The sequence below is a fragment of the Blautia sp. Marseille-P2398 genome (assembly GCF_964240315.1).
In the GTDB taxonomy this organism is placed as follows: Bacteria; Bacillota; Clostridia; order Lachnospirales; family Lachnospiraceae; genus Blautia_A; species Blautia_A wexlerae.
In genome coordinates this window covers 1-26,221 of sequence record NZ_CAXSTD010000004.1, presented here as the reverse complement: position 1 = coordinate 26,221, position 26,221 = coordinate 1, and the positions used below count along the sequence as shown (strand labels likewise).

At 43.2% G+C, this 26,221-nt stretch carries 22 protein-coding genes, 8 tRNA genes, 1 rRNA gene and 2 pseudogenes; 10 read left to right on the top strand and 23 right to left on the bottom strand.

Annotated elements, in window-relative coordinates:
• Positions 1-5: 5 nt before the first annotated feature.
• Positions 6-743: a DUF5714 domain-containing protein gene (locus tag ACESZG_RS05930; protein ID WP_008708080.1), complete on the top strand. Its 738-nt coding sequence runs from the start codon at positions 6-8 to the stop codon at positions 741-743.
• A 75-nt stretch (positions 744-818) separates the two neighbouring features.
• On the opposite strand, the gene ACESZG_RS05925 is transcribed toward ACESZG_RS05930, so the two are convergent.
• From ACESZG_RS05925 to ACESZG_RS05890, 8 genes are all read right to left on the bottom strand, one after another.
• A complete protein-coding gene (locus ACESZG_RS05925) occupies positions 819-2,015 on the bottom strand; it encodes a DVU_1553 family AMP-dependent CoA ligase (protein WP_008708079.1) in 1,197 nt (398 codons plus the stop codon).
• Complete coding sequence (gene trsS / locus ACESZG_RS05920) at positions 2,012-3,337, bottom strand: radical SAM (seleno)protein TrsS (RefSeq protein ID WP_020437246.1); 1,326 nt, start codon at positions 3,335-3,337, stop codon at positions 2,012-2,014. Before trsS ends, ACESZG_RS05925 begins: the two co-directional genes overlap by 4 nt.
• Positions 3,334-3,765 carry a DVU_1555 family C-GCAxxG-C-C protein gene (locus ACESZG_RS05915; RefSeq protein WP_008708077.1) on the bottom strand — a complete coding sequence of 144 codons (432 nt, stop codon included), beginning with the start codon at positions 3,763-3,765 and terminating at the stop codon, positions 3,334-3,336. The genes trsS and ACESZG_RS05915 overlap by 4 nt, the downstream gene beginning before the upstream one ends.
• A 3-nt stretch (positions 3,766-3,768) precedes the next feature.
• Positions 3,769-4,302, bottom strand: a complete 534-nt coding sequence (locus ACESZG_RS05910; RefSeq protein WP_373217739.1) for a class I SAM-dependent methyltransferase — start codon at positions 4,300-4,302, stop codon at positions 3,769-3,771.
• On the bottom strand, positions 4,303-4,524 hold the full coding sequence (locus tag ACESZG_RS05905) for a DVU_1557 family redox protein (RefSeq protein ID WP_005427475.1): 222 nt from the start codon (positions 4,522-4,524) through the stop codon (positions 4,303-4,305).
• Positions 4,524-6,818: a pyridine nucleotide-disulfide oxidoreductase/dicluster-binding protein gene (locus ACESZG_RS05900; protein ID WP_008708072.1), complete on the bottom strand. Its 2,295-nt coding sequence runs from the start codon at positions 6,816-6,818 to the stop codon at positions 4,524-4,526. Before ACESZG_RS05900 ends, ACESZG_RS05905 begins: the two co-directional genes overlap by 1 nt.
• Positions 6,819-6,901: 83 nt before the next feature.
• Positions 6,902-9,664 (bottom strand): molybdopterin-dependent aldehyde oxidoreductase, encoded by a 2,763-nt coding sequence (locus tag ACESZG_RS05895; RefSeq protein ID WP_008708071.1) that lies wholly within the window; start codon positions 9,662-9,664, stop codon positions 6,902-6,904.
• Positions 9,665-9,700: 36 nt separating this feature from the next.
• On the bottom strand, positions 9,701-9,961 hold the full coding sequence (locus tag ACESZG_RS05890) for a hypothetical protein (protein ID WP_008708070.1): 261 nt from the start codon (positions 9,959-9,961) through the stop codon (positions 9,701-9,703).
• Positions 9,962-10,171: 210 nt separating this feature from the next.
• On the opposite strand from ACESZG_RS05890, the gene ACESZG_RS05885 reads away from it, so the two are divergent.
• The 4 genes from ACESZG_RS05885 to ACESZG_RS05870 all read left to right on the top strand — a co-directional run bounded on the left by ACESZG_RS05885 (position 10,172) and on the right by ACESZG_RS05870 (position 14,119).
• Entirely contained in the window at positions 10,172-11,101 is a 930-nt protein-coding gene (locus ACESZG_RS05885) for an NTP transferase domain-containing protein (protein ID WP_008708069.1), read from the top strand.
• Positions 11,094-12,167 (top strand): histidine phosphatase family protein, encoded by a 1,074-nt coding sequence (locus ACESZG_RS05880; protein WP_008708068.1) that lies wholly within the window; start codon positions 11,094-11,096, stop codon positions 12,165-12,167. The genes ACESZG_RS05885 and ACESZG_RS05880 overlap by 8 nt, the downstream gene beginning before the upstream one ends.
• Before the next feature lie 69 nt (positions 12,168-12,236).
• Positions 12,237-13,262, top strand: a complete 1,026-nt coding sequence (locus tag ACESZG_RS05875) for an XdhC family protein (protein ID WP_008708067.1) — start codon at positions 12,237-12,239, stop codon at positions 13,260-13,262.
• Positions 13,259-14,119 (top strand): TylF/MycF/NovP-related O-methyltransferase, encoded by an 861-nt coding sequence (locus ACESZG_RS05870; protein WP_008708066.1) that lies wholly within the window; start codon positions 13,259-13,261, stop codon positions 14,117-14,119. The genes ACESZG_RS05875 and ACESZG_RS05870 overlap by 4 nt, the downstream gene beginning before the upstream one ends.
• A 341-nt stretch (positions 14,120-14,460) precedes the next feature.
• Here ACESZG_RS05870 and ACESZG_RS05865 read toward each other — a convergent pair.
• The 5 genes from ACESZG_RS05865 to ACESZG_RS05845 all read right to left on the bottom strand — a co-directional run bounded on the left by ACESZG_RS05865 (position 14,461) and on the right by ACESZG_RS05845 (position 20,172).
• Positions 14,461-14,534 (bottom strand) — tRNA-Arg (locus ACESZG_RS05865).
• 191 nt (positions 14,535-14,725) lie between these two features.
• Positions 14,726-15,958 carry an ABC transporter permease gene (locus ACESZG_RS05860; RefSeq protein ID WP_008708063.1) on the bottom strand — a complete coding sequence of 411 codons (1,233 nt, stop codon included), beginning with the start codon at positions 15,956-15,958 and terminating at the stop codon, positions 14,726-14,728.
• Entirely contained in the window at positions 15,951-17,783 is a 1,833-nt protein-coding gene (locus tag ACESZG_RS05855; protein ID WP_196027653.1) for an efflux RND transporter periplasmic adaptor subunit, read from the bottom strand. The genes ACESZG_RS05860 and ACESZG_RS05855 overlap by 8 nt, the downstream gene beginning before the upstream one ends.
• A 25-nt stretch (positions 17,784-17,808) precedes the next feature.
• Complete coding sequence (locus tag ACESZG_RS05850; RefSeq protein WP_008708059.1) at positions 17,809-18,540, bottom strand: ABC transporter ATP-binding protein; 732 nt, start codon at positions 18,538-18,540, stop codon at positions 17,809-17,811.
• A 240-nt stretch (positions 18,541-18,780) separates the two neighbouring features.
• Positions 18,781-20,172 carry an aminopeptidase gene (locus ACESZG_RS05845; RefSeq protein WP_196027652.1) on the bottom strand — a complete coding sequence of 464 codons (1,392 nt, stop codon included), beginning with the start codon at positions 20,170-20,172 and terminating at the stop codon, positions 18,781-18,783.
• Between the two features lie 275 nt (positions 20,173-20,447).
• On the opposite strand from ACESZG_RS05845, the gene ACESZG_RS05840 reads away from it, so the two are divergent.
• Positions 20,448-22,190 carry an ABC-ATPase domain-containing protein gene (locus ACESZG_RS05840; RefSeq protein WP_196027651.1) on the top strand — a complete coding sequence of 581 codons (1,743 nt, stop codon included), beginning with the start codon at positions 20,448-20,450 and terminating at the stop codon, positions 22,188-22,190.
• Positions 22,191-22,769: 579 nt separating this feature from the next.
• Positions 22,770-23,507 carry a FadR/GntR family transcriptional regulator gene (locus ACESZG_RS05835; protein ID WP_196027757.1) on the top strand — a complete coding sequence of 246 codons (738 nt, stop codon included), beginning with the start codon at positions 22,770-22,772 and terminating at the stop codon, positions 23,505-23,507.
• A gap of 109 nt (positions 23,508-23,616) precedes the next feature.
• On the opposite strand, the gene ACESZG_RS05830 is transcribed toward ACESZG_RS05835, so the two are convergent.
• Together ACESZG_RS05830 and ACESZG_RS05825 are read right to left on the bottom strand one after the other, a co-directional pair.
• Positions 23,617-23,907 (bottom strand): DUF6809 family protein, encoded by a 291-nt coding sequence (locus tag ACESZG_RS05830; RefSeq protein ID WP_008708052.1) that lies wholly within the window; start codon positions 23,905-23,907, stop codon positions 23,617-23,619.
• Between the two features lie 31 nt (positions 23,908-23,938).
• A pseudogene (locus tag ACESZG_RS05825) lies at positions 23,939-24,043 on the bottom strand (DUF6783 domain-containing protein); the annotation flags it as partial.
• Here ACESZG_RS05825 and ACESZG_RS05820 point away from each other — a divergent pair.
• From ACESZG_RS05820 to ACESZG_RS05810, 3 genes and pseudogenes are all read left to right on the top strand, one after another.
• A pseudogene (locus ACESZG_RS05820) lies at positions 24,002-24,274 on the top strand (DUF6783 domain-containing protein). The pseudogenes ACESZG_RS05825 and ACESZG_RS05820 sit on opposite strands and share 42 nt — an antisense overlap.
• 263 nt (positions 24,275-24,537) lie before the next feature.
• On the top strand, positions 24,538-24,732 hold the full coding sequence (locus ACESZG_RS05815; RefSeq protein ID WP_025581347.1) for a hypothetical protein: 195 nt from the start codon (positions 24,538-24,540) through the stop codon (positions 24,730-24,732).
• 183 nt (positions 24,733-24,915) lie between these two features.
• Entirely contained in the window at positions 24,916-25,128 is a 213-nt protein-coding gene (locus tag ACESZG_RS05810; RefSeq protein ID WP_022380784.1) for a FeoA family protein, read from the top strand.
• A 260-nt stretch (positions 25,129-25,388) separates the two neighbouring features.
• Here the strand turns inward: ACESZG_RS05810 and ACESZG_RS05805 are convergent.
• The 8 genes from ACESZG_RS05805 to ACESZG_RS05770 all read right to left on the bottom strand — a co-directional run.
• Positions 25,389-25,474: transfer RNA gene (locus tag ACESZG_RS05805), tRNA-Leu, on the bottom strand.
• A 3-nt stretch (positions 25,475-25,477) separates the two neighbouring features.
• A tRNA-Val gene (locus tag ACESZG_RS05800) sits at positions 25,478-25,550 on the bottom strand.
• A 37-nt stretch (positions 25,551-25,587) separates the two neighbouring features.
• A tRNA-Asp gene (locus tag ACESZG_RS05795) sits at positions 25,588-25,661 on the bottom strand.
• A gap of 15 nt (positions 25,662-25,676) precedes the next feature.
• Positions 25,677-25,750: transfer RNA gene (locus tag ACESZG_RS05790), tRNA-Ile, on the bottom strand.
• Between the two features lie 4 nt (positions 25,751-25,754).
• Positions 25,755-25,827: transfer RNA gene (locus ACESZG_RS05785), tRNA-Thr, on the bottom strand.
• 48 nt (positions 25,828-25,875) lie between these two features.
• Positions 25,876-25,947: transfer RNA gene (locus ACESZG_RS05780), tRNA-Glu, on the bottom strand.
• Between the two features lie 4 nt (positions 25,948-25,951).
• Positions 25,952-26,024: transfer RNA gene (locus ACESZG_RS05775), tRNA-Asn, on the bottom strand.
• A gap of 71 nt (positions 26,025-26,095) precedes the next feature.
• Positions 26,096-26,221 (bottom strand): 23S ribosomal RNA (locus ACESZG_RS05770); the annotation flags it as partial.

The window sequence follows — 26,221 nt, the reverse complement described above, 5'->3', positions numbered from 1 at the left end:
TTTTTATGGATAATACAAATAATTCCTGCTGTTGTGGAGAGACAGAACATTTTTCAGGCTGCCTGATCTGTGGAGCACCGGTCACATATAGCGTCGAAAGTTCTGTGAAAACCTGCAGCATCTGCCACAAAGAGCAGCTGACAAATGCTGTCTGTGAAAATGGCCATTTTGTCTGTGATGCCTGTCACAGCTATGGTACTTATATACCGGTGATCATAGCCCTCAGAAGCAGCACAGAGAAGGATCCCCTGCTGCTTCTGGAAGAGATCATGGACCTTCCTTCTGTCCACATGCATGGACCTGAACATCATGCCATTGTTCCCAGTGTTCTTCTGACTGCACTTCGCAATAATGGAGAGCGTATGAATTACGATACCGCATTATCTGAAATCTGTAAAAGAGCGAGGCAGGTTCCCGGTGGTACCTGCGGTTACTGGGGAGTGTGTGGTGCAGCAGCAGGTGCCGGAATCTTTATGTCTGTTATGACCGGATCCGGTCCCCTCCATAAGGATGCATGGCCCTTTCCTCAGAAGCTTGTCTCTGTTATTTTATCCAAACTGGCTGATGTTGGTGGTCCGCGCTGCTGTAAACGCACCAGCAGAATTGCTATTGAAGAAGCGATCAGGTTTTACAGGCAGTTCAGCTCTGTAAAGATTCCGCTGTCTTCTGTACTATGTAAATATTTTGAAGATAATAAAGAATGTATCAGAGAGGACTGTCCGTATTATCCTGTGAACAAATAACTATTCATAAAATAAAAAACAGAACGAAATCCGACTGATAGTCAATGGGTTTCGTTCTGTTTTCTAATAGTTTCTCTATAAAATAATACGTTTCGCAGGATACAATGCCCTATCGCTCCATTCTGCTTTTCTGCAGTCCAAAGAAATAATATTCTTCTCTGTGCAGACATTTCTGATCAGTTCTTCTCCGTTATCTGATATAAAAAGTGCTGTGATTTCTTTTTTCCCTCCAACACTCCTTACACAGTAATCTACCAGTTTCGGAAACTGAAACAGTAATTCATCCATTTCTCTCATACTTTTGGACTGGTCGATGCGCCTTACAAAATCCAGACGCCTTACCTCACTTCCGCAGATACATTTTCCGGGGATGATACGTGTATGATCGCCGGTCCTGTATCTGATCAGAGGCTGTGCCTCCATCCCAATGGTTGTGATCACCAGTTCTCCCCATTGACCGTCAGGCAGAACATTTCCCTCTTTATCTATGATCTCTGTGATACAATGATTCTCCCTCATGTGCATGCCCTCATGAGCCTGACAGCAAATCGCACCCCCAAGTCCCATCTCTCTGGAACCATAATGAGGCCAGAGTGGTGTTCCCAAAATTTTTTCTATTGCTTTCATTACTGTTTCCGGACAGGCATCCCCTGATATCAGTGCTCTCTTTATACTGCCTTTTCCACACATTCTGAGCATGGAAAGCAGTGCTGTCGGCATACCTACATAAGTATCCGGCCGCTCCTCTTCCAGAATTGTTTTTAACTCACCATAGGTTTTATTGTTCCCGGTTAAAAGGGGATGTGCTCCTATACGTCTGATTGCGTCTGCGATCAGTTCTCCCAGTCCAGAAGGACCTGAAAACGGCATGGCAACCATAGTCCTGCTTCCCGGATAAATAAACTCACCAAGTCCGGCCATAAAAAGTTCTATGGTATGTTCACAATCTCCTTCTGTATAAAATACACGTTTACCTGCACCTGTTGTTCCGCTTGTCTGTTCTGAAATGATCCTCTGTATTTCTCCCTGAGAGCACAGTAACATCCTGCCCCCTTTCTGAGCAAGGTCGGATTCCGTTGTAAAGGGAAGGGTTTTCAGATCATCAAGGCTTTCCAGCCTTTCCGGCAGATCTCTATAAAATCCCTGCCTTTCTTTTTCTCTTTTCAGAACAGCATTCAGTTTATCCAGCTGTATTTTGTTTATTGTTTCCCTTGTAATATCTGTAATTTTTTCCTGCCTACAGATCATTGCATCTATATTGGATCGTTTCACTTTCTGTATAAATATGTTCCTTTCAGATTAGTCAGATTATATGCACAGAACGGTACCATTCCGTGATCAGGATCCACTTCACAGATATAACAGCGTTTCAGACGGTCAAGATCCAGATTCCAGGCATCCTGAAAGATCATACCTGATACTGCAAAGGTTTCATTATGTATCCGGATCAGAAACTCATCTAGCGCATCTGTCTGTGTCATTTCTCCCTCATCATAGGTTTTTGTACTGTAGCTCCACTGATTTTCCACATACTGCCTGGAATCATCACTGGTAGTACAGCAGCATCCTTTTCCTGATTTTTTTTCAAGAAGCTTCAGTTCCTGCTCTCCTTTTCTCAGATAACTTGCATGAAAGGAGCAGTAGGGATTCTCTGCGCCGCCGCCTGCAAAATCCTCAATTTTCATCAGTCCCTCTGTCTGTTCTTCAATAAGCCTCAGCATCTTTGGTATGGTGATGGGATTTTGGGGGCGCTTCTGGGAACATCTGCCAAAATAACTGATAGGCTGAAAATGTACGCCACGAACAAAGGGCATATGATCCAGACCAAATTTCAGGATATCCCCTACCTGCATATCATTTACTCCCGGCGCAATGACCGGCACAAGAGCAATACCAAGCTCTGCTTCTGAGCAGTTTAAGACCGCCTTTTTCTTCAGTTCCATCATAGCCTGTCCACGTAAAGTCTCATAAACCTGATCTGTCACACCGTCAAACTGAAGAAATACTGTATTCAGTCCTGCTTTTTTCAGCTTTCCGGCATACCCCTCCTCCCTGGCAAGCCGGATCCCATTGGTATTTAACTGAAAAAATGTAAATCCTTTTTCTCTTCCCATATGTATGATTTCAGGCAGATCGTCCCTCATGGTTGGTTCTCCTCCTGAAAGCTGTATATTAAAGGGACCTCCGTGAGCCATCAGAAAATCATACTGTTTTTCTATTTCACAGATGGGAATATCTCCCTTTTCCCTGTCTTCTCCTGCTGAAGCAAAGCAGACAGGACAATGCATATTACAGCGTTTTGTAACTTCCAGGATCATACAGCAGCCTTTTCTTTCATGTTCCTCACAGAGTCCGCAATTATCCGGACAGGATTTTTCTTTAACCTTCGGATTTACAGGCGTTTCTGCTGAGAGATTTTCTCTTCCCCAGGAAAGATAATCTGCTGCATTTCCTTCCCAGATCAGGGTCTGAAATTTTCCATGAGCATTGCATTCCTTTACCAGATAGATCCCGTCTTCACCGATACCTTTTATGGCAGGAACTACCTTCATACATTCCGGACAGACACTCTTTGTTTTGCCGATGGTGATCAAAGCTTCAGTACCTCCCGCTCTGTCAGAATTTCCATAACTTTTGTATAAGTATCTGCAATAAGTCCAGGACATTTCTCCATGATCACACCCCAGTCCAGATGAGTGATATCCTTACAGTAAAAAGCTCCGAATTCTTCCTCTGTCTTCTGGCGGAACCACTGATATAATTCCTGTACAGCCGGTTTCATCTGTGCATCTTCCTTCTCCTCAGGAGCCAGATTTCCGAGAAAATATCCGATGGCACAGGCACTTCCTGTCAGACATCCGCAGGTATCTCCACAGTAACCGATTCCTCCGCCAAGGCCTCCCATTGCCTTTACAAGCTGTGGATTTTCCTCTCCTATGGTTTCCAGAGTCATGATCATAATGATCTGTGAACAATGATATCCCATGCTACCTAATTCCATTATTCTTTCGTAAAGATCCATACATTACTCCTTTCTGCCAACCACCATGGTATAGCCTATTTTTCTGCCTTTGTATTCTTTCTGCAGAAGCTTATGATCCTCGCAGCAGAATGAATCATTCCAGATTGCTTCCAGATAATATTCTCTCCAGAGAGCAGTCTGATCCTCCTGACAGAGAATCGTAAACCCTGTTTCTTTCACAATTTCCAGAAGATTGCCCGGATCCAGATCTGACAGCAAAAGAAATCCTCCCTTTTTCAGTACACGCCAGCATTCAGAGACTGCCTTTTTCTGATCTCTGCTGACAAAAAATGCACACTGGCTGATACAGAGATCCATACTGTCTGCTGCATACTGAAGGGTCAGAAAATCTCCCTGCTGCACCTCACTGCTTCGCGGAGCAAGATCCACACCCTGCACATTCAGACCAAATGCTTTCATGATCCGCACGGTCTCTCCCTCTCCTGCTCCCAGATCCAGAGCTTTCATTCCTTTTTTCAGTTCTATGCTTTTCAGAAGATGAATTGTCTGCTCTTCCCTGCCGGGATGTCTGTTCATCTATTTATCCTCCAGTGCACGTTCCACTGCCAAAACCTTTCCAAGAGCCAGCTCTTCCGGAACATAGACAAAGCCACATTTGGGACAGACCGGCATCTCAACAGGAAAACCGTTCTCCAGATACATAAATTTTGCTTTTCCCTTTACAAGAGGAACCTTGCATTTCATGCAGGTCAGCTTTCCCTCAGGATCAATGGTATAATATGTTCTCTCTACTGCCATTACTGTCCCACCCTTTTCATAATATTCATTCTATGACTGTATGCTCTGCGTACCAGATACCCTTCTTCTGTTTCCACAAATCTCACCCAGAATGTAACATTTCCAAGTCTGCTCCTTGTCACCAGTTCTTTTGTCTCTTCATCAAAGATCGCTTCCTGATTTTCTCTGTAATCTGATAATACACGCTCCACATCGCTTTTCAGGATCATACGTTCATCCATCATACTGATGGCATCTTCTGTATATGCAACGGTATAATCTTTTTTCTCCATCATCAGTTCCTCATTCCATATATTTTTTAAAAGCTTCTCTTTTAGCTCAAGCCGGTTGTAGCGTTTCTCACTGATATCCGGCATATTGGCGGCATTTATACCATACAGAAGTTCCAGGATATGTCTGGATTCCCTGCCTTCCCTGACAAATCGGTCCCTGCATGCCATGCAGTACGTTATATATGGGGAATCGGATCGTTCCAGACACTTTTCTGTCATTTTATCTGCCATCTCTTTATTAGCGTAGGCAGTCAGTCCGCCGTATCCGCAGCAGGGAGACAGATCTCTGGAATATTCTGTATTTACAACAGTGCACCCCATATCTGCAAGAAGCTCTCTTATTGTATCCTGTGTCTGTGTATCTCCCCTGGCACCGCAGGCATCATGTATTGCAACAGGTATCTCCAGTCCTTTTGCCTGTCCGGGAAGTCCGATTTCCTTTAAGATCTCCCAGATTCCTGTGACTTTGGCGCCAAGACTCTCTTTTAACTGTTTCATACAGCTTGGACAGCCTGCTATAATCATAGGATCTCCCAGTTTTGCAAGCTCCTGCTTCAGCTGTTCATTTACCTTTTCTGTCATTTCATAGCGTCCTGCCCATTCACTGATAGCACCACAGCATCCCAGCATCAGAGCAACACCGCCCTCTGTCCTCCTGCACAGATCCTCATATGCCTCTGTGACAACATCCGGCGCTATAGCTCCTGCCTGACATCCTGGGAAAAATACATATCTGCAGGTTTCATATCCCGGCTGAGGTCTGCATAAGAAAGCCTCCGAATTGGAGAACAGCATATCCATCAGTGCAAATTCATGAGGTGCCAGAGGCATTTTGTCTGTAGATACCATGTTTTCTCTTGCAGATTTGCAGACCTGGCTCATATCAAACCCATTTGGACAGGTTACAGTACACTGTCCGCAGAGTGAACAGGAATTCATCGGTTTATTCATCTGGTGATCTCCCATAATGATCTGGGTATTATTATAAATCTCACGTGCAAGAAGACCCGGATGCTTTTTATATTCCCTTAAATAGACACAGCTTTTCATACACTCATCACAGTGACACTGAATGCATCGCTTTGCTTCCTCAACAGCTTCTTCTTTTGAATATCCATCTGTGCTGCAGGGAATCTTTTTGGAGCCTTTCATCCCGTCCATATTTGTATAGAGCCTGGTGGTAACTGCTCCTTCACTGCCTCTGTTGCTGTGGGGCGAAAGATTCTGTACAAGGAGGTCTACAGTCAGGGCAGCTCTCTTTGCAGCAAAAGCTGCATCCATCACAGACCGGACCGGACCGCTGACAATTCCCGCCTGTTCTCTCAGCATGATCTCTGCGTCTGCTGTTTCCTCTGGAGCCAGCTTTTTGGCCACCTCCTCTGAAGCACAGACCACATCTGCCTCCTTCATTTTCGCTCTGATAAACGGAAGGTCAAGACTGCATCCGAATTCAAAGGAAAGGTCCATGGAACTGAGACGTTTTACCTCATTTTTGCGATCTGATTCCAAAAGCTCCGGAGCTGCTGCTGCAATATAGGCTTCATAATCTTTCTCCTGACAGTAAATGGTTGCAGGATACATCTTCTTTTCCAGTTCCCCTGCAAGAAACAGCGGGAACAATCCTGAGCCAAAGATCACAGCCTTTTTTTTCTTTCTGATACGAAATACACTGCTCCGTTTTCCAGGTTCCCCATATCGTACAATGGCACGCTCTACTTCACGTATGGATATGCCATCACCCAGCTCACAGAGTCTGCATTTTTCCTCACATGGTGCAGTACATCCGTTACAGAGGATCATGGGAAATGGTGTGATCTTTTCATAGATAGCCAGAGCTTTCTTAAAGTTTCCTTTTGCAGCATAAAACAGCATTTCTTTTGTATCTGCTTTGAAAGGACAGGCTGCAACACAGTACGCCGGCTGTTCATGAACACAGAGGCTGATCATATGATCCATCTCTTCCTTTGACATTCGATTTACGTGATAAACATGAGTGGAACCTCTTTCCTGTATATATGTCATAACCCGATACTCCTTTCATTTCCAAAGGGGAGACAGTCTCCCGTCTCCCCTTATTATATCACATGATAAAATTATACTGACAGTTATTTCTCAAGTTCCTTTAATGCTGCAAGAACCTTTTCAGGACGGGCAGGAACACGTGTGATACGTGCGCCTGTAGCATTGTAGATCGCATTCAGGATTGCAGGATGAGGAGCATCCAGCGGAGCCTCCCCACAGCCGGCAGCACCGTAAGGACCGCTTGGGCGATATGTTTCATTGAAATGAAGTTCAATATCATCCGGCGCATCATTTGGATACGGAATGCCACAGTTCTTCAGAGAAGTATCATGGTTCAGATCCTCGAAATCTTCTGTAAGAGCAAGACCAATACCCTGTACAAGGCCGCCGTAGAAGTTGCCTTCTACAAGAAGTCTGTTCATGATGGTACCTACGTCAGCCACACAGGTGAATTTTTCAACTTTAACTTTACCTGTTTCTGTATTAACAGCAACTTCCGGAAGGAAGATCGTATACATGTAGGTTGCAAACGGATCACCCTGTGCTGTATCCTGATCGATCGGATGATCTGCACAGAAGGTTGTCACCCAGTTACCTTCATATTTTGTTGCAAGACCCTCAGCCACCATCTCATCATAAGTACGGAAGGTTCCGTCTTCTTTCTTCATGGCTGCCACAAGGTTTTCTGCTGCCAGACGACATGCATTACCTGACATAACCTGTGAACGTGATCCACCTGCAGGACCTGCATTAGGACATGTCTTGGTATCATTCATAACAAGTTTGATCTGTTCCGGTCTGATTCCTGCCTGACGAAGTGTTTCATGTGATGATACAAGAACCCCCATATCAGCGCCCTGTCCGTGATCTTCCCATGCAGCATACATTGTAACTGTTCCATCCGGATTCAGCTCTGCAAATGCGTTTGATGTATCAACACCATCAAGACCACAGCCATATACACCGAGAGATACACCGATACCATATTTGATCTTGCCATCAGAAGCTGCATTCTTTTCAGCCACACGTTTCTTAGCTGCTTCATACAGTGGACGAGCTGTCTTGAACAGTTCTTCTTCACAGTATACTTCAGGCGGATAACCTGTAGGGATCGTACTGCCTTCTGATTCTTTGTAACAGTTCATTTCACGGATATCGAAGGGGTCGATTCCCATCTTTGCAGCCAGAACATCTATCGCAATCTCAGATCCCATATAAGACTGAGGAGATCCGTAAGCACGGAATGCTGAACCCCATGCATGGTTTGTAAACACTGTTGTAGATTTGTTACGGATAGAATTGATTCCATAGCCTGCACCTGTAAACTGGGAAAGTCTCATTGTAAGCAGATCACCGAATTCTGAGTATGGACCATGATCCACATAGTTATTGCCCCAGAGTGCAAGAAGCTTACCATGTTCATCTGCTGCAAGCTTGATATTCATAAATGCAGGGGATCTCTTTCCTGTATAAGTAATATTCTGGAACTGATTAAATACCAGAGACACAGGACGTTCAAGGATCTTAACAGCAGCGCCGATCAGAGCCTCATTTGTAGGAGAGAACTTGTAACCAAAGGTTCCTCCTGCATGGTTCTGAACAATTCGTAAGTTCTCCATTGGCACACCGATACCATCAGCGATCATAGGCATATGCAGATGGATACCAATGGATTTGGAATGAACAGTTATCATACCGTCTTCGTCAATGTAACCATAACCGCAGTCCGGCTCAAGATGAAGATGAGGCTGACGTGAACAGTAAGATTCGATCTCAACCTGCTGTGAATCCGGAATGCTGTCCCAGTCAAAATCAGGACCCTTGATACAGTTTGTCTCAAAGAATGCGTTCGGAATACCGGGATGAATCTCTGCCGCATCCGGTGCGATGGCATCCATTGCATTCATATATGCAGGAAGCTCTTCGATCTCAACTTTAACTGCTTCTGCTGCTGCCCTTGCATGCTCTTCTGTATCAGCAGCTACGATGGCAATCGCATCACCAAACTGGAAGATTTTTTCATCGCAAAGTACAGGACGTTCGAAACCGTCTGTCTTGTTGTGTTTTGGAAGCATTACAAGACCATTGATCTTATTGGTTCCGCCTGCTGCCTTAATATCTTTTGCTGTGATAACACGAACAACACCAGGCATACTCTCTGCTTCTGCTGTGTCAATATTGAGAATATTTGCATGAGAAACCTTTGCCTGTGTAAGAGCAAGGCGAAGTGTTCCTGATGGCATCTTTAATGCATCATCTGCACCAAAATCCCAGGTACCTGTTACCTTCTGTGCTGCTGACGGACGGATATAATTTGTTCCAACAATAGAATCACCTGTCTGTTTGAACACAAGGTCTTCCTTTGTCATCTCGCCGCGCATAACTGCTGCTGCAGCCATAGTAGCATCGATCAGCGGCTTATAGCCTGTACAACGGCAGAGATTACGCTGTTTGTTAAACCAGTCTCTTACCTCCTCACGGGTAGGACTTGGATTATTGTCCAGAAGCACTTTTGCTGAAATAATAAATCCCGGTGAACAGAAACCGCACTGTGCGCATCCATATGCCATCCATGCAACCTGGATTGGATGCATATCAGAAAGTGTTCCCACACCTTCAATGGTTGTGATCTCTGCATGATCGGGAACACGGCTCATCTTGTAGATACAGGATCTTGTGACTTTTCCGTTCATAATAACATTACAGGCTCCACAGTGACCTTCACCGCAGCCAATCTTACATCCTGTAAGAAGAAGGTGATCACGGAGCACCTGCGCCAGTGTCTCATCCTTATCAAGAATAAGTATTCTCTCAACACCATTAATCTTCAATGTCTTTTTAATCATGTCCCATTCCTCCTTTTAAAAAAATTCATTTCAATCTTACTGATCTTCAGGCTTATGTGTTCCGCACGAATCATGGTCAGCTCCCCTGCCTGTCAGATCTTTCAGTCTCTCTATTCCTCTGGCGGAATAGAAAACAATGGAAGAGCTGCTCCCGTCCAGATTCTCACCGCTGAGCTTTAAAACATTTGCATTCTCATAATAATCGATGGGAAGCGTCCGGCTATATACAACCCCTGTACGCTCATCTTTTACCTGTACAGTAACTTCTTTTGCGGTAATCTCAAAAATCTTATCCATAAAAAAGTTCTCCTGTCCATGTTATTTTATATATCCATACTACCATAATTTTGCACAATTATACAAATTACAAATAATTAATAGTTGGCTATTTTATATATTGCAGACAATTTTATTTTGTTTTATTTAAAATTTTAACTATTTTTATTCTTTTATATGTTATAATAATATCAAATTTGTATAATATCATTGAAAGAAGGAGGTATCTAAATGCAGACAGGCGCCCTCATCGTGGCTGCGGGGAAATCATCACGAATGGGAGACTTTAAACCCATGCTTCAGCTTGGCTCCATTTCCATCGCACAGCGCGTGATCAATAATTTCCGGCAGGCCGGAATCTCCAAAGTAGTAGTGGTAACCGGATATCATGCAGATGTTCTGGAATGCCACCTGGCTTCCAATAATGTAGTCTTTCTTCGAAATGAGAACTATGCAAACACTCATATGTTTGATTCTGTCCGAATCGGACTTGAGTATCTGAAAGACAAAGTGGATACGGTACTCTTTACACCTGTTGATGTTCCGCTGTTCACAGCCCAGACAGTCACTCAAATGCTCTCTCTGGGGCGTCCCCTTGTAACTCCGGTCTGTAATGGCAATCCCGGTCATCCCATTCTGATCCGTTCCACACTGATTGATTCCATCCTAAGTGATGACGGAAAATCAGGACTTAAAGGTGCTGTGGATAACTGCGGGGAACCCATGTATTATCTTAATGTAAAGGATCCCGGTATTATTCATGATGCTGATACACCAGAGGATTATGCTGAACTTCTCCGCATACACAACCAGAGTCTGATCCGTTCTGAAATCCATATTCAGCTAGCCCGGGAAAAAGTTTTTTTTGATGAAAAACTCTATTCGCTGCTTACACTGATCCATGAAACAGGATCTGTCCGCGATGCCTGTGAGCGCATGCACATTTCCTATTCTACCAGCTGGAACCTGATCCATACCCTGGAATCACAGCTTCATGAACCTCTGATCATCAGAAGCCAAGGCGGTACAAGGGGAAGCCATAGCGAACTGACACCATACGGCGAAGAATTTCTGAAACGATATGCCCGTTTTTCAGAAGAAACACGTTCCTGTTCAAAAAAAATATTTGAAGAATGTTTCGGAGGGTTTTTAAATGCGTAACCTTTATCTGGTCCGGCATGGAAAACCACAGTATCCGGATGAACATTCTTACTGTGTAGGACAGACAGATTTCTCTCTATCCATGCTTGGACATCTGCAGGCAGTCCTTCTTAACGAAGAATTGTCCGATAAAATATCAGGGGTATACTGCAGTCCTTTGTTAAGAGCAGTTGAGACAGCAGGCCATATGGCACCTGAGCTTCCACATATCATTGTTTCTGATCTGTCAGAACGAAATCTGGGAGAATGGGATGGCCTTTCTTTTGATGAAATACGCCAGAGATGGCCGGACATTTATAAAGCGCGTGGGAATAACCCTGATCATCCGATCCCGGGAGCAGAAACTCCTGCTGCATCTGGTTTTCGCTTTTCGCAGGCAGTTCATAAGATTCTTTGCGCTTCTGAAGGTGATATTGCAGTGGTAACTCATACAGATGTAATCTCTTCTTATTTACATGCATTACATTCTGATATGTACAGCAGGCAGCGGTTTCGTCTGCCCTGCGGCTCTTACTATCATCTGGAAGTGAATGAAAAAAATAATATTTCTTTCTCTGATCCCAGTTATATACTGCCTCATCCTGAATTAAATGACGGACTATGTCTCAGGCTTCGCAATGCTGTTTCTCTGCCCCGTCATGTACAAGCTCACAGTGATGCTGTTACTGAACTTGCCTGTTGTTTATGCAATATGCTGGAATCCAATGGTTATATCTTTGACCAGAAGCTTGTTCGCTCCGGTGCACTTCTGCATGATATTGCCAGACTTCAGAGGCATCACGCGAAAACAGGCGGTGAACTTTTCTTACAGTTAGGTTATCCTGAGATCAGCCAGATCATTTCACAGCACCATGGTCTGTTGGAAGCCACGCTGGATGAAGCAGCTATTGTATTTCTGGCTGATAAACTGATTCAGGAAACACAGCGTGTAACCATAGAAAAAAGATTTGCCGACAGCATGAGTAAATGCAAAAGTCCGGAAGCTCGCAAAGCTCATGAGCAGCAGTTAGAACAAGCCCGCAAACTGCAGGACATGATACAATCACTCTGCCATATCACGCTTTAGTTCAGGCGGGCAGACGTACACAACTGGAGCAGAAAAATCACTTAATTTAGTTAGGAGGTATTTTATTATATGAGAACATTATTTCAGACAATAAAACAACAATTCCTGGAGGGAAACGATCTTGTACTTGTTTCCGTTACAGCATCCTCAGGGTCTACACCAAGAGGTGCCGGTTCCCGCATGCTGGTCGGAAAAAACGGCAGAATTTCCGGAACCATCGGAGGTGGAGCTGTAGAATATCGTGCTGAATGTATGGCATTGGATATTCTTGAAAAAAAGGAATCCTGCGAGCATGAATTCCGGCTGAATCATAAAGATGTTGAAAATATTGGTATGATCTGTGGTGGTGATGTTACGGCCTTTTTCCAGTATCTTGATCATAACGATCCGATTATTATGGAAATCACGGAAACTGCTGAAAAATTCTATGAAGAGCGAAAAGATTTCTGGCTGATCTGCGATCTTCTCACCACCTCCGGTGTGAGCCTCTACAGTCCTGCATGCGGTCTCATCGGAACTGCCAATGTTCCTTCTTCTGTATTATCTTCTTTGTCTACAAAGCCACACCGATATCACAGTGAAGATTATGATCTGTTTTCTGAACAGATTGGAACCTCAGGAACTGTCTATGTATTCGGCGGCGGACATGTCTCACAAAAGCTTGTCCCAATCCTTGCAAGCGTTGATTTTCGCTGTGTTGTCCTGGATGACCGGCCGGAATTTACAAATCCTGCTCTTTTCCCAGGAGCAGTTGAAACAATACTTTGTGATTTCAACCATCTGGACCAGTATGTTTCTATTACAGCTGCTGATTATTGCTGCGTCATGACACGTGGACATTCCTATGATACCATTGTACAGGCACAGCTTCTCGCTACACCTGCATGTTATATAGGCGTCATTGGAAGCCGTGCAAAAAAAGCTGCTGTATTTCACCGTCTGATTGAAGAATACAACATTAATGAACAAGATTTAAACCATATCATCTCACCTATAGGACTGGAGATCAAAGCAGAAACACCGGCTGAAATCGCCATCTCCATCACAGGACAGATGATCCAGGTTCGCGCTGACAGAAAGGCTACATCAAAATGATGGCAAAATCAGTATATAAAACTGTAATATTTGGTGCCGGACAAATTGGACAAATGACCGCAAGACTTCTCAGCAGTCCCTGTCAGCTCCTGTGCTTTGCTGATAATGACCCCCATAAACACGGATCATATATTGGAAATATTCCAGTCTGTTCTCCGGATACTGCAGCAGCACTTCTCCCGGATCTGGTCATCCTGGGAGTTCTGGATGAAGAACGGCGCAATTCTATGATAAAGCAGATGGAAAACTTAGGTTATCACGGACCTTTTCGTGATCCCTCCGTCCTTCGCATGTTTGACGCACGGGTTGCTGTTATGCGTCTTTTATCTGAGCAGATCTATCAATTGGATATTCCGGGAAATGTTGCAGAACTAGGTGTTTTTCGAGGTGAATTTTCTTCCCTGATCAGTGCAGCCTTTCCAGACCGAAAAATCCATCTTTTTGATACTTTTGAGGGCTTTTCAGAAAAGGATATCACAATAGAAGCCTCCGGTAATCTGTCCCGTGCCAAAACAGGTGATTTTTCTTCTACTGATATTGACTCTGTTCTTCATGTTATGCCTGATCCTACACGTACTGTGATCCACAAAGGATGGTTTCCGGATACCTTTTCCGATGTCACAGATGAAACTTTTTGTTTTGTATCTCTGGACGCAGATCTCTATGCTCCAACTGCAGCCGCACTTCCTCTGTTCTATGAACGCCTGGCCACCGGAGGAGTTCTCCTGATCCACGATGTGTACAGTACACAGTTTTCCGGATGTCGAAAAGCGGTCGGGGAATTCTGTCTGAAAAACCATCTGTTTGCAGATCCTGTATGCGATCTGCATGGAAGCGCAATGATCCGAAAATTATAAAAAGAAACGCCGGAACCGGTATTTACCGGAACCAGCGTTTCTTTTTCATTTATTTATTTATTGTATAGCCCTTTTCCACGTCCATGCCTAACCTTTATAAAATTCCTTTCAGAACATTTTCCAACGCTTCTCATGGAAGTAATTTCAGGACTGGCCAATCAAAAAAATAACCGCTAGAAGCCTTGATTTCTAGCGGTTCTACGTGCGTTAGAGGTTGCTGCGTGCCAGTGGCACGCGTTTAGCAACGACCGGAGCGAAGCGTAGATCGAACCCGTTCGAGTCCGACCCGGACTCGAATAAAAAATAAGACAGTGCATATACACTGTCTTATTTTTTATTAGCGTGCGTTAGAGGATTCGAACCCCCGGCCTTTTGGTCCGTAGCCAAACGCTCTATCCAGCTGAGCTAAACGCACATCCTTGTGAAGTTCTTATCTCGTGTCCCTCACAACAATGAGTATTGTACTCTATACTGGAGCATTTGTCAACACTTTTTTTGAATTTTTTATTTTTTTCTTTTGATTCGCAAAATTATAACAATTTACAACTATTCTGTAATGATATCAGTACACAGGTACACCAAAATACCATCGCAGTCCTGTTTTCATTAATTCCGCCGCAAAGCCTCGATCGGGCTCAGTTTTGCTGCTTTCTTCGCAGGATAAATTCCAAAGAATACTCCTACTGCACAGGAAAACAAAGTCGCCGCCATAATTGTACTCAGGCTGATTCCCGGAGTGATGGACATTCCCATACTGCTGCTTATGATTGAACAGATCACATATCCGCCAATCACACCCAGAACAATTCCTATCACCCCTCCAATCACCGTCAAAATTGCCGCCTCTGCCAGAAACTGCATCATAATAGAAGAGGTTTTCGCTCCCAGTGACTTACGGATACCAATCTCTCTGGTACGTTCTGTTACGGAAACCAGCATAATATTCATAACGCCGATACCGCCAACCAGAAGGGAAATTCCCGCCACAAAGGAGATAAAAGCAGTCACCATATCCAGCATCTGATTCATAGAGCTCATAATATCCTGAAAGCTCTGTACCTGAAAGTAATCTTTTCCTGCACACTGATGTCTTTTTTCCATCAGTTTTACCACTTTGTCAGCAACATCCTGACTGTTTAAGCTCTTATCTGCCTGCATTGTTACTGAGAAAAAGTAATCGGATACACCGGTGAATTCATTCATTGTAGTATAGGGAACATTAATAGTCACCGGCATTCCCTCATAAGTATAACTGACAAAGGTTCCATTTTCTTTCTGGGTTGTCACCCCGCAGATACGAAGACTTTTGGTCAGTCCATAACAATTGACATCTACAGTCATTCCAACCACATCATCTGTGCCAAAGAGTCTTTTTGCATCTGCATCGGAAAGCACACAGACATTTTTTGCTTCCTGAACTTCATTTTCCCCGAAATATACTCCATGCTTCATGGTGGCATTATTTAACAGCTTTGCATCCGGTCCCTCACCCGTCAGCATAAGAGAAAAATTTCCCTTACCTGTGGTAGTTTCTCCACTGAATGAATCCGAAACATTTACTCCTTCTATACCGTCTACCGCCCGGATTGCTTCCACATCATCCGCAGTGATCCACTCCTCATCTGTCTGTGCCTCATCGCTGACACTGATGGCAATCTGCCCGCCGCCGATATCATCAATTTCACTGTTCATCTGGTTCTTGGTTCCTTCACCCACAGATACAATGGCAATTACAGAAGCAATACCAATGATAATGCCAAGCATAGTCAGAAAAGAACGTCCCTTATTTGCCATAATGTTATGGACTGCCATCTTGATATATTCATACAGATTACTCATCGGCATCCTCTCCTGTCTGCTCAGGAACTGCCTGTACTTCCATTCCCTCTGTGTAATCACCCAGGTCTGCGATTACTTCTTCGCCTTCTTTGATTCCATCCGTAATTTCCACATAATCCTCTGAACTGATTCCTGTGGTAATATTTCTCTTTGTCACCAGTCCATCTTCTATCACATAGCAGAAGGAGCCTTCTTTTCCGATATTGACCACTTCCACAGGAAGAGTCACCACATTTTTCGCAGAAGCCGCATAAATCTTAACCTTTGCATCTACTCCCAGGAAAATATCTTCATCCGGATCATCAATGCTTACTGTCGCTGAAATGATCGGCGTTCCTTTTTCATTCTGCACCGCAATATGACTCATTTTTGTTACAGTACCCTGATAAGTATTATCCCCCAAGGTAATCTCAACAGACTGCCCCTCTTTCACTGTATTGTAATCATATTTAGAGAGAGTCACATCCACACTTGCCTTGTCTGTATTCTCAATAGTAAACAGTTCCATCCCCTGAGTAACTGCTGCTCCCTGCTTAATATCTGCCTTGGATATGATTCCGTTAAATTCCGCGGTGATTCCTTTCTTTCCTTCCTTCACCAGCTCCTCGACTGATTTTGCGTCCAGTTCGGAAAGATTATCTGTTACTTTCAGTTTCTCTTTTTCTTCTTTTGTCAGGCTTGTGGAATCTGCCTCTGCGATAGCTTTCTCAGAAGCCAGATCTGACTGAAGCTCTGCAAGTTCATCGCTTGCTGTCTCAAGTGCACTTTCCAGAGCAGAAGTATCCGCAGTTACTGTCCCGCCATCACTTCCACTGTAATCATATCCGTAGGAGGAAGAATCTTCCCCATCGCTGTCATCTGCATCTGAACCGTCTGAAATTCCCCATGAGTAATCTGCACTGCTTTCTGTGAAATCAGAAAGTACCGGCATTTTCGGTGTCTGCTGCTTAAGATCATTATAAGTCTGCTGTGCCTGCTGCATTGCGAGCTGTGCCTGTGTTCTTGCAGCCTCCGCATTATCCAGAGCCTGTGTATTCTCATCTGAAGGGTCTGCCTGCCATGTTGCAAATGCCATCTGATATGTGGTGTCTGCCTGATTATAATCGCTTTGTGCCTGATTATACTGTGCATTCAGATCTGAGAGCTGCTGCTGGTACTGCGGAAGAGTCTCCGTCTTGTATGTATAAAGTGCGGCCTGATATTTACTCTGGATTTCCTCCTGTTTCTTTGCCTCTGCCTGGGCTTTTGCCTGAGCTTCCTGCTGCTGTGCCTGAGCCTGGGCTGCTGCCTGTGCGGACGCCTGAGCTGCCGCTTCACGCTGTGCCGCTGCTGCAGCCGCTGAGATCTGTGATTTCAGAGACGAGACATAAGCCTTTTTATCCTTTATTTTCTTCTCAAGCTCCTGAACATTCTTTTTGGCATCCTTCTGCTTCTTCTCTGCTTTGTCAGATTTATTTCTTGTATCTTTTGTATCGTACTTTGTTGATTTCAGATTCAGTTCTGCTTTCCGATTATCTTTCTCCAGATCCTCTGTATTAAACTCGATCAGTTTTGTTCCCTTTTTCACCACATCTCCTTGGTCAAAAGAAACCGTTTTCAGCTCTGCATTTACAGGAGAATAATAGGTCTTCTCCTCTTCACTTCCCACTGTTCCTGTAGCATCTACAATTTCCTCAACATCACCCTTCTCTGCAATTACCACCTGAACCTGCGGGATCTGATTTTCTGTGGAATTCCTCTGACCTGCTACTGTAACTCCGCCGGCAACAACGAGAACAGCCGCTGCTCCAATAATAATTTTCTTTTTACTTTTCTTTTTTTTCATAATATCTGTCTCCCTGTAACCGGATTTATGCATCCAGCTGGTTTTTTATATATTCTTCTTTCCCATAGTTTTTATTGATAAAATCTGATTCTATCTTTCCATCCATAATTCTGACTACACGCCTTGCCTGAGCAGCAATCCCATTATCATGTGTGATCAATATGACCGTTTTTCCCTGCTCGTGCATACTTTTAAGAATCTGAAGAATCTCCTTACTGGATGCAGAATCCAGATTTCCTGTAGGTTCATCTGCCAGGATCACCGGTGGCTGGGCCGCGATTGCTCTTGCAATAGCCACCCTCTGCTGCTGTCCTCCTGACATTTCATTTGGTCTGTGATCCATACGTTTCTCAAGCCCTACCATGGTCAGTGACTCTACTGCCAGCTTATGTCGCGTTTTTCTGTCTACCCCTCTGTAAACCAGCGGTAATTCCACATTTTCAATTGCAGTCAGATTTGAGATCAGATTAAATCCCTGAAAAATAAATCCGATCTCCCGGTTTCTGACTTCTGAGAGTTCATTATCTTCCATTGTGGACACATCAGTTCCATTCAGAAAATATTCGCCGGATGTAGGCACATCCAGACAACCCAGCATATTCATAAATGTAGACTTTCCCGAACCTGACTGTCCGATAATAGCAACAAACTCACCCTTATTAATTTCCAGATTAATATGATCCAGCGCCCGTACTTCATTCTCGCCGGGATTATATATTTTACACAAATCTTTTACTCTGATCAGCGCTTCCTCCATCTTTCCCTCCTGTCTATTAAATATCCTGCTCCAATCCAGATCTTACAGAATCGCAACCTGTCTTTCGTAAGATATCAGAAATACCTTTTACAATCATAACCTCACTTATATGTTAAAAGGGCAGCGCTTCAGTTTTCCAAAAGCTCTGCCCTTATCTGCGGAATCTGCAAGTCTCTGTTATCAGAAACGATACAGCTTCCACGATTTCTTCATATTTTTATTCCGCATCTGCCTGACTTTTTATGCTTCCAGCAGAAATGCCTTATATGCTTTCTTAGCTTCGTAAATATCTGCCTTACTTGTCACTTCCCATGGTGCATGCATACTGAGCACTGCCACACCGCTGTCAATGACTTCCATTCCATAAAGCGCTGCGATATAAGCGATTGTTCCGCCTCCGCCTACATCAACTTTACCAAGTTCAGCTGTCTGGAACGCAACTTCATGGCTGTCAAAAATATTTCTGACTCTTGCCACGTATTCTGCATTTGCATCATTCGAGCCGGATTTACCTCTTGCTCCGGTAAATTTATTTAATACGATACCTCTTCCAAGATAAGCTGCATTCTTTTTCTCAAATGCCTCCCCATAAGCCGGATCATAACCAGCACTTACATCAGAGGAAAGCATACTGGAATTCTTCAGAGTTCTTCTCAATCTCAGATCACTGTAGCATCCCATTACATCCAGAAGTTCAGCCACTGCGTTCTCAAAGAAACGTGACTGCATACCGGTTGCACCTACGCTTCCAATCTCTTCTTTATCAGTAAACAGACAGCAGGAAGTGTGTTTCGGGGTGTCCATCCCAAGCATTGCAAGCAGAGAAGTATATGCGCACACTCTGTCATCCTGTCCATAAGCAGCGATCATACTTCTGTCCAGACCACACTCTCTTGCTTTTCCTGCCGGTACGATCTCCAGCTCTGCAGAAAGAAAATCTTCCTCTTCCATATCATACTTCTCTTTAAGGATATTCAATACATTCTGTTTTACTGCCTCTTTCTTCTTATCATCTTCCATGTCTTTCAGTGGTCTGCTGCCGATCAGGATGTCCAGATTCTCTCCCTCGATCACTTCTGTCGCTTTTTTTTGCATCTGCTTTCCTGCAAGATGGATCAGAAGGTCTGTGATATATACGATCGGATCATCCTCATCCTCACCGATATTTACTTCTGCTGTACTTCCGTCTTTCTTTACCACTACGCCATGGATTGCCAGGGGAAGAGTCACCCACTGGTATTTCTTAACACCGCCATAATAATGGGTATCCAGATATGCAAGATCCGTATCCTCATATAATGGATTCTGTTTGACATCAAGACGTGGAGAATCAATGTGTGCTCCCAGAATATTCATTCCCTCAGAAATATCATCCTGTCCGATATGAAACAGTGCAATGATCTTCTTCATTCCGACTGTATAAACTTTATCTCCTGCTTTCAGTTTCTCACCCTTCGCAGTCTTCTCTTCCAGAGATTCATAACCTGCTGCCCGTGCTTCTCTGATGATCTGCGTCACACATTCACGCTCTGTTTTTCCCACATTAAGAAAATTGCGATACGCTTTTGCAACCTGCTCCAGTTCTTTTTCTTCTGCTTCTGTATAAGAAAGCCATGCATTTCTACGTTCCATTTACTGTTCCGCCTTTCTTTATGACTGTCATTCATAGTATTGCTTTGATAACGGTAACTATTCATCAGTTCGCTATTATGTAATGGTATTGAACAATTACCTGTTTTTCATTATAAAACATCCTCTGAAAATTTTCCATATGATTAATATTTATTTGTCAGTGGACATTATGATTCATTTCCGCTATAGTTGATGGCAGGTTAATGTTTCTCCTCTCAAATTCATTATTTGCGAGGATTATTATAAAAATATCTGCAATACCAGGAGGTTCTGTCATGAAAAATTCAGAGGAACTGCGTCAGCAGCTTCGTTCCATAAACCGAAAAAGTTATCCGGCATATAAAGGGCTGAAAGGTCTGTATCATTTTGGAAATTATATTCTGTCCATCGACCATGTGCAGGGAGATCCTTTTGCTTCTCCCTCTCATGTCAGCATTCAGATTTCACACAGAGATGCCGGATTTCCCGTCGAATATTATAAAGATACACTTACCGGGACTACTCTTTGCGACTATCTTACACGTCAGTTTGAAAAACAGGTCAGTCAGTACAGCTTTCGTGCAAAAGGCTCCGGCAAAAGCGGCCTGCTCACTGTCAGTCATTGTGGTCAGGAGATTCTTTCCCGGACAGCCTGTGAAATAACAGAAAAAGGCATAACCGCCCGCTTTTTTGTGGGCTTCCCTGCTAATGGCCGCACGATCAATGCCACTGAACTGGAGAAAATCCTTTTTGATTTTCTGCCTGTATGCATTCAAAAATCCTTTTTCTATTCCAGCCTTAATGCAAAGGAATTACAGAATTATATAGAGCTTGCAGAGGATCAGGAATTTATCCGTCAGACGCTGCCCGCAAAAAATCTCTGCGCATTCATAGCCGACGGCTCCATCCTCCCAAGAGAAAGCGGTATTTCCTCCCGCCCTATGAAAGCTTCCGTTCCCTTTACTTCTCCGGACAGTCTGCGCATTTCCATAAATCTTCCCCATAAAGGAAAAATCACAGGCATGGGGATTCCAAAGGGAATCACTCTGATCGTAGGCGGTGGATATCATGGCAAATCCACGCTTCTGAATGCACTTGAACTTGGTGTATACAATCATATCCCCGGAGATGGACGTGAATACGTGATCACAGATGCAACTGCTGTCAAACTGCGTTCAGAAGATGGCCGTTTTATCAAGGATGTGGATATTTCCATGTTTATAAATGATCTTCCAAACAAGAAAGATACCCGCTGTTTCTCTACACTGGATGCCAGTGGAAGCACTTCCCAGGCAGCCGGTATCGTAGAAAGCATGGAAGCCGGAAGCCACCTTTTTCTTCTTGACGAAGACACCTCCGCAACTAACTTCATGGTTCGCGATGCTTTCATGCAGCAGGTTATTCAGCGTGAGAAAGAGCCGATCACTCCGTTTCTGGAGCGTGCAGAGGATCTTTATAAAAAAGCAGAGATTTCTACAATTCTTGTTGCCGGAAGTTCCGGGGCATTCTTTCATATTGCAGATACAATTATCCAGATGGACAATTACGTTCCAAAAGATATTACAGCTTCTGTCAAAAAATTATGCAGCCAATATCCTCTGCCTGCTGTTTCAGTTACTAATTTTCAGCTTCCGCACAGCCATCGCATTATGAGCAGACCTGCCGAATCTTCTAAGCGCCTCATACATAACAGTCGTGGAAATCATTCCGATTCCGGTGCCGCAAAACCTGAGCGCCTGAAAACCAGAATCTCCGGAACAGATGGCTTCTCTCTCGGCAGACAGGAGATTGATCTCCGCTATACAGAACAGCTTATTGACGCAGAACAGACCGCTGCCTTAGGTCTCCTGCTGAAATATGCAGTTGAACATCTGGCAGACGGCAGACGTACCCTGCCTGAGATTGTGCAGTTTCTCTGGAAAAATCTCTCTTTACATGGTCTGTCCTTCTTTACGGAGAATCAAAAAATTTCCTGTGGTTACGCTACTCCCCGTATTCAGGAAATTTATGCCTGTCTTAATCGTTACAGAGGTTTATAAGAAAGAATCCTGCTTCAGTGACATAATAAAATCACCGCTTCTCCGTCGATCTTGTCGGCTAAGCGGTGATTCACGTTCATTTTACACTTTTTAGGGAAAGGAAAGATTTTCTCTTAAGGTACGTCATTTCCTTAAGATGTAAATATCATAACCTATAAATGTGAGAGAAATTTGTCTAATTTCTAATATAATTATAAAATTTATAAAAAAACTGCAAAAATTTGTTACTGTTCACTCCGTTCTCAGCAACACAAAAATTTTACACTTTTAGAAATTTTGCAGGAATCAGTTGCATCTCCCTTTCAATCCGTTATAATATTAGATGTATGTAACTATTTAATAATCAAAGAAATCTCTGCAGAACAGTTATCTGATATAGAGCTGCATAACACAACAAAGGTTAGTACACCGTTTTCGAAATAACTATACCACTCACTTGTCTGCGAATCCGATTGCACAGGTATAAAAGCCTCAGCGTAGCCCGTACGCCTGCGTTTTTATACCTGCACACTCGAATCCGCATCTTACGCGATAGGTATAGTTATTTACGAAACGATGTACCAGGAAAGAGGAAAATAAATGTTTAGAAAAATAGATAAAACCAGTACATTCAACGATGTTCTGAAACAAATTATCGAAAATATCCAAAACGGAGAATTACAACCCGGCGATGCACTTCCTGCTGAACGTATTCTGGCAGAAGAATTCGGAATCTCCAGACCAGCATTACGAGAAGTCCTAAAGGCTCTTTCCCTGCTCGGGATTACTGTCAGCGTACATGGCGGTGCCAATTATATTGCAACTGATCTTCACAGCTGTCTTACTGAACCTCTGTCTATCATATTTCAAATGTACAACAGCAAAATTCAGGATGCATTGCAACTTCGAGGCGCACTGGAAAGCAAAGCTGCTTTTCTCGCCGCCCAAAACTGTACACCGCTGGATGCTGCTGAACTCCAGCTTATCATTGCCAGACTGGACAGCACTCAGGATGAAAAAATCCGCGGTGATCTGGATCGTGATCTACATCTGAAAATTGCTCAGATTTCTGCCAATCCATTAATACTGAGTGTCTTAAATGCCTCTGCACAGATTACTGAAAATATGATCGTTGGAATACGTTCCTATCTTATGCAGAAAAATAACGATGCACCGGAGATTGATTCCCAGCACACTCGGCTTGTTCAGGCAATAACCAATAATGATTCACCTCTTGCAGAAAAAGTTATGAACGAACATATGCATACTATAGAATATCTCCTGAATGAAATTACGTCTGACAACCTCACAATTTCTGATAACGTTCAACAACCATAAATTACCCTGATCATGTTATCAAAAATTATATGTCAGACCCACTTATCAAACCTATGGCAATCCTCTAAAATCATACTTTATCTGGAGAATTGCCATATCTGCTTTACAATCATTCTGTTTCTTCACTGAAAATCTCGCACATCAGCCTTGCCCCTGTTTTAAATCCCATGGCAAAACTTTCTTCCAGCTCTTGTGGATATATTTCCATATGTTTATTCATCAGTTCATCCAGTTCTTCAGCAAGCTCATCTGTCAGTTGAACTCTCAATTTCTGATAGCACTGGTATGCCTTCTCTTTTTTCTCTTTACATAAATCATCATGCATTACTGACATTTCATTTTTTTCTCTATTGTCATTATCCATATACATACCATACAATTTCCGAATCACATTTTCCATATATTTACCCAGTCTCTCTGAAAATATTTATTTACTGCATTCTAGAGCGTGTCTGAAAAAGGCTTTCTGCAAGATGTGCGTCACAATTTGTGGGATATTTTGCCCGGATGAGGGCGCCGTAGCGGGCTACGGCAACTGAATTCGGGTGAAATATCCCGCAAAGTGGGGCGTGCAGATTGCGGGAATGATTTTTCAGACACACTCTAATGTTACAAGTATTCCCCACATATTCATAACTCACTCATACTATCGCATCAAATTGATTCTTACAACAGTCTCGCAGGATAACCTTTCTATTTCAAAGCGGAGAAAAGTAATACTAATGTGTATTATAAATTTGTGTTATATCAATGTCAATCCTGTGTAACTATACTTTATATCATAACAGTGATTACGGAGATCAAAATTATAGCAATCCTCGTAAATAATGCATTTAAGACAGTTCAGCAGAGTGCGAAAGACAAGGAAGATATCTGCAGGCGTGCTGATGCACGGCAAAGATATCTGACGCAGGATTTCACACTCTGATGGGCTGGATTAAGATGCATTATTTCAGAGGATTGCTATAGAATAAGCAATATCAATTATGATAACCATTCACTAATAAATGTTTATACAGGAGGGATAATCATGCCAAACGACTTTATTGTCCGGCCAAAATGTACAGATAAAAAAGAAGACAGATCAATCACCATGACCATTCGCCTTGAACGTGAACTGCAAGAACAATATGATGACTTGTCTGCCAAAAGCGGACGCTCAAGAAATGAATTAATGTGCATGGCACTCCGCTATGCACTTGATAATCTGAAATTTATCGAATAAATTATATGTATATGCGGAAAAAAGTCCCTGAAAATATCTGAATAAATGAATGATTATTTAAGTATTGTATGAAATAATGTTATAATTGACGAACTAATACTCATAGATATACAATTACTTCAATAACAGCAATAAATTATCTGACATTATTTACCATATTACTTTATACAGGGAGGTTTTTTTATGCATTCATTATCAGATTCTACTCAGGGATACACTTACACCATTAAATGGATGTTCGGACTGCCAGAAGTTATGAAATCCATGCACGATATGGATATTCATGAAGGCAGCACGATTCGTGTTCTCCGCAAATTCCACGATTCTCTTATAATTTCTTCTGCAAACCGAAAGATCGTTCTTGGAAATGAAGTTGCAGACAGAATACAGGTATAGTGCTTTATATTTAAATGTGGCGAAATTTACAAGACAAAGGCCGGATAAATGCTGTAACATTCAGCATTTATCCGGCTTATTCTTATCTCTGTTCTATCAGGCATCAGTTCTCCGGCTTAATAATTGTTCTCTGAATTACAAGAAGAAAGAGGCGCAAATAAGGTATACAACTGTAAACATTGTGTTCAAGTGCGTTTAAACCTATAAGCAAAAAAATAAGAGAAACGCTGTAAAATCAACGTTTCTCTCACTTAAAATCATGCCGCAGACCGGAATCGAACCGGTACGGGTATCACTACCCACGGGATTTTAAGTCCCGGGCGTCTGCCAGTTCCGCCACTGCGGCATATGGAACCTATAGGGCTCGAACCTATGACCCTCTGCTTGTAAGGCAGATGCTCTCCCAGCTGAGCTAAGATTCCATACTACTTATGCAATTACTTCGTCAGCAAATGCTAACGACCCAGAAGAGACTCGAACTCTCGACCTTCGCCGTGACAGGGCGACGCTCTAACCAACTGAGCCACTGGGCCAAAATAATTTAAAAATGGACCTTCGGGGACTCGAACCCAGGACCGACCGGTTATGAGCCGGTTGCTCTAACCAACTGAGCTAAAGGTCCAAAAAGCCGATGATCGGACTCGAACCGATAACCTGCTGATTACAAATCAGCTGCTCTGCCAATTGAGCCACATCGGCATGTTGTAACAGAATCAAGCCTCAAAAATCACATTTCCATTATTTAAATGACTCCAAGGGGATTTGAACCCCTGTTACCGCCGTGAAAGGGCGGTGTCTTAACCGCTTGACCATGGAGCCAAAACTCCCCCTGTTGGACTCGAACCAACGACACTGCGGTTAACAGCCGCATGCTCTACCGACTGAGCTAAGGAGGAATAAAGGTTTTTGCACCTTCAAAACTACATACATGTTGACATTTCCTTGAGATTCATTCTTCCTGCGATTCTTGGTCAAGCCCTCACCCGATTAGTAACAGTCAGCTCCATGTGTTGCCACACTTCCACCTCTGCCCTATCTACCTCGTCGTCTTCAAGGGGGTTTACTTCTTTCGAATGGGATATCTCATCTTAAG